Below are 3,917 nucleotides of genomic sequence, written 5' to 3' on the forward strand. Positions count from 1 at the left end.
TTGAGGCGGGTGCGGATCGCCACGCCGGACGGGCCGACGGCCACGAAGGGGGCAGCGATCGTACGCAGCGACTCACCACGCATCGATGCACCCCCCTCCCCAACACGTGATCAGCAACAGGAAGAACGCTACCGGCCGGCACCGACAGTGCCCGCCATGCGCCGTGCGCGCTGCACCACCACGAACAAGTACATGCTCGTGCACACTCACACACACTCCTGCACATCCGAAACCCAACAGCTCCCAGCCCCAGCCAATCCCCAGTCAGCCCGCCACCCGTATGAGGATAAGACACCTCTTTCGGGGCAAAACGCTCTTTCGCGGCATCCCGGCTGGCAGAGCGCATTGCCCCGACATGTAGATGTTTGGATGCGTGAACCGCAGTTTCCCGTGGCTGCCTGTCACCCCAACAGGGGCGCCCGTGCGGCGATCTGTCCGCCAGGATCGTCGGCGAGCACTACGGCCACAGTGGTGCGCTTGCCGACCGGCTCCCGCTCGACCTCGTAGCGCTGGCATACCGCCATCACGATCTCCGCACGGTGCTGCCCCACCTGGCCGGGGTCGGCCGCTCTGGCCACCGGCAGGTCCAGATCGCTGTCCCATTCCATCACCTGGACCGCCCCGTCCTCGACTGCCGGATCCAGCAGTGCCGGGCCCGGCGCGTATTTGAACGCGTTGGTCACCAGTTCGCTCACCACGCGCTGCAGCATGCCCATCACCCGGCCTGGCACCGGAAGGCCGTGCACCGTCTGTACCCGGCTCAGAACCTCACGGGCGAAGTCACGGCTGCGCGCTATGCCGACGAGGTCGCCCTCCAGGGCAGCGAGCAACACCAAGCTGGGCACACCCACCGGCGCTCACCTCGGGCGGGCATTGACGCCGTAACGATCGGCCGCAACGGCCTCAACCGCTGGGAATCCGGGCCGACAGTGGTCTGCCTTTCAAGCGGCTGACTGCCGACGCCGGCGACGACCGACTGGCAGCTCGCCTGATCAGCTGAGAAGCACATCACACGAAAGGGTTGCCGCTGCCACATATACCTCGCCATCCACCCTTCGCGTACGAGAGTGAGTCATACGGCTTAACCGACCTCGAGCGGATCCCATCGCGCCCGTCTCGCTGGATCCCTCACCGACGAGGCGGGTTGCGTAACGTCGAGCACGGCCGCTGTTCAGTAGGAGAGGTGCAGCGGATGCATGGCATCACCGACGGCCCTCTCCACATGCGCGCCAACACGGGACGGGTGAGGCTGGTGACATGGCCGAACGTCACGTGATCGTGTCCCCGCCTGACGAGACGGGCGGTCGGCACGGGCACGTCGGTGGCGAGACGCTGGGGACGGCGTACAGCCTGCACGATCTGAGCGTGTTCTTGCGGCGGGTCGGCTTGGAGGGCCTGGATGAGGTCGATGTGGCCGACCTCCCCCTGATCGAATGGGATGGCGGAGGGGCCGAAGACTGGGCAGCGACGCCGTGAGAACGGCCTGGGCGGCCGTGCCACGTTATGGGCACCCAGGCCAGCCTTCGTCTTGCGTGCGGGGGCAAGCCCGTCACGGGGGTAAACGAGCTTGCCCCTGCACGCAGACGCCCGCGAACCTCCCCAGAGTGCAGGCGCCTCGACCCTGCGCGGGATCACTTCCTTCAGCGCCTCGGGCCACAGGAGTGTCACGGATGCCAGGGGATAGACGCGAGATCAACACCGCCGTGCAGAACACCACTTGGGTGCATCACAACCACATCACATGCCCTCCATGGCCGGCCCGCGCGGCGGAACAATACGGCACGAGACGCGCCGCCTATCCCGGACACCGTGAGACCGCCCCGGCCCGCACCACGGCCGCCCCGCGCCGCACACGACCAGGTGGACGGTCAGGGTGCGCCACAGCCGTCGCGCCTGAGCCTTGGCCCCCGCCGAGCCGCCCAGGAGCCCACGCCCGAGCCGCAGGCCTCACGCCGAAGCCCCGGCCAACGTCGTCCCGATGCGGGCCCCTCGCGCCAAGCCCGCCGCCAAGGCCGCCAGCCCGGCCGCTGACGGCGAGCCCAAGCCGCGCCCGGCCCGCAAGCGCATCCCCACCAAGCCCGCCACCTCCTGACCCCACACCCGCGCCGGGCCGCCCACCCCACAAGGTGGGCGGCCCGGCCCATACCGCCAGGAGAACCCAAGGCCACCGAGCCCGAAGCCGAGCGGACCAACTGCCGCCGGTCACGCCAGCCCCGGCAACATCCGCCTCGACGGCTGCGACATCAGGTCATTTTCACAGGACTCCTCAACATTTTCACAGGACTCCTCAACTGCGGCTGAGGCACAGCCTCCACCTGCCTGTACATTGCATCGAATGGGCAAGAATCGAATGCATATCCGTCATGGGTCGCAGGCCGACATCACGTGTGCGCGGCCTGCGGAGCGCGACCGCATAGGGGTGCGCACACCATGATCAGCCGCCTTCTCAGCCGACGGAAGGCCTCTCAGCGGAGGGGAAACCCACTCACCGGACTCACCGTGCCGCCCGGCGCGGGCCTCCTCATCTGGCGGGTCCTCGACCCCACGGGTGAGCCCGTGAGTCAAGCCGAGTTCACGCTGCACGACAGCCACAGTCGCAAGGTAGTGAGTGGTGAGGCCGATCCCTACGGCCTGGTCGTGGCGATGGTTCCGTTCGGAAAATACCGACTGGCCGTCTCCGCCGAGGGTTTCGCCCCCTACCGGGACAACATTCCGGTCACCGATCACGGGGGACCGGCCGCCCCCCGAGACATCACGCTCCAGATAGCCCCATCGCTTCCGCTGCCCGACCCCGGCGAATGGGAGATCGAACAGGCCCACACCCGGGTCGGGTTCGCCGCACGCCACATCGGTCTCGCCCAGGTCCACGGCCGCTTCAACAACTTCGCCGGCGCGATCCGGATCGGCAACACCATCGAGGACTCGGCGATGCATGTCGTCATCGACGCCGCTTCGATCGATACCAATGTGCAGATGCGCGACGATCATCTGCGGTCCGCGGACTTCCTCGACGTCGAGCACTACCCCACCATGGAGTTCTACAGCGACCGCTTCGTGCACCGCGGCGGAAACACCTGGGCGATCACCGGCGGGTTCACGCTGCACGGTGTCACCCGCACGGTGACCCTCGACGCCAACTACGGCGGTATGCGCGTCGGCATGGAGGGTGAGACCCGCTTGGCGGTCAGCGCCACCACCGAGTTGCACCGCGAGGACTACACCATCAACTGGAAGACGATGCTGGCCCGTGGCATCGCAGTCGTTGGCTCCAACATCAAGGTGGATCTCGATATCCAGATCGTGCCCAAGGGCACGCAGCTGAAGTTCAAGTAACGGCAATACGAGCCGTGAACGATGTGAGACACCTGCCCGCGAACTCGGCGCCGCCGCACACGAATTACACGGCCCCGCAGCTTTGGCTGCGGCACCACCAGCTCCGGGTCGCTCGCAATCCACGGGCGCGACTGCACGTCCCGGAACGCGTCGTGCCGTCCCGCCTCGAACATCGCGGCCTGCAGCGTGCCCTTGCTTCGAAATTCGCCCTGGTTAGAGCCTGGTTCTTACTGGCTGACTGGCGAGTGCCCGCACACGGCTCCGGAGTGAATGCGTAGATCGCCCTTCACAGCCCTCTGACCTGCGACGGAGCATGTTTAGAGGGCGTCCGCGACACGGAGTGTGTCGGGGGTGTGTCGGAAGATGCGACCTGACGGGGCGTCCGCGGTGTGGGATCCGTGCTTCGATGCGCAGTGCCTCTGGTGGTGCACCGGGCGGGGCTCGAGCTAGGACAAGCGCTTAGAAGCCGTTATCAATCCGGGTGTGATTGCTTGATTTCCGCTGGTCGGGCTTGGTGTCGGCGGGTGGGTGGCAGGGATGTCGGCGTCGTGTCGCCGCATCGTTGGAGGGCCGGATGCCGTCGC

Annotated in this window: 3 protein-coding genes; 2 read left to right on the forward strand and 1 reads right to left on the reverse strand. The window is 67.0% G+C overall.

The annotated features are described in order from the left end of the window. Positions 1–401: 401 nt before the first annotated feature. Entirely contained in the window at positions 402–851 is a 450-nt protein-coding gene (locus tag ACWDA7_RS51110) for an ATP-binding protein (protein ID WP_450614850.1), read from the reverse strand. 406 nt (positions 852–1,257) lie between these two features. On the opposite strand from ACWDA7_RS51110, the gene ACWDA7_RS51115 reads away from it, so the two are divergent. Together ACWDA7_RS51115 and ACWDA7_RS51120 are read left to right on the forward strand one after the other, a co-directional pair. Continuing rightward, entirely contained in the window at positions 1,258–1,476 is a 219-nt protein-coding gene (locus ACWDA7_RS51115) for a hypothetical protein (protein ID WP_450614852.1), read from the forward strand. 954 nt (positions 1,477–2,430) lie between these two features. Beyond that, the gene (locus ACWDA7_RS51120) at positions 2,431–3,333 is read left to right on the forward strand and encodes a YceI family protein (protein WP_450614854.1); all 903 of its coding nucleotides are present in this window, start codon (positions 2,431–2,433) and stop codon (positions 3,331–3,333) included. Positions 3,334–3,917 lie beyond the last annotated feature (584 nt).

This window comes from Streptomyces sp. NPDC001156 (assembly GCF_053598275.1).

What these genes read in the sequence shown, in the direction of transcription:
- ACWDA7_RS51120 (WP_450614854.1), top strand. Translation starts at nt 2,431, where the DNA reads ATGATCAGCCGCCTTCTCAGCCGACGGAAGGCCTCTCAGCGGAGGGGA.
- ACWDA7_RS51115 (WP_450614852.1), top strand. Translation starts at nt 1,258, where the DNA reads ATGGCCGAACGTCACGTGATCGTGTCCCCGCCTGACGAGACGGGCGGT.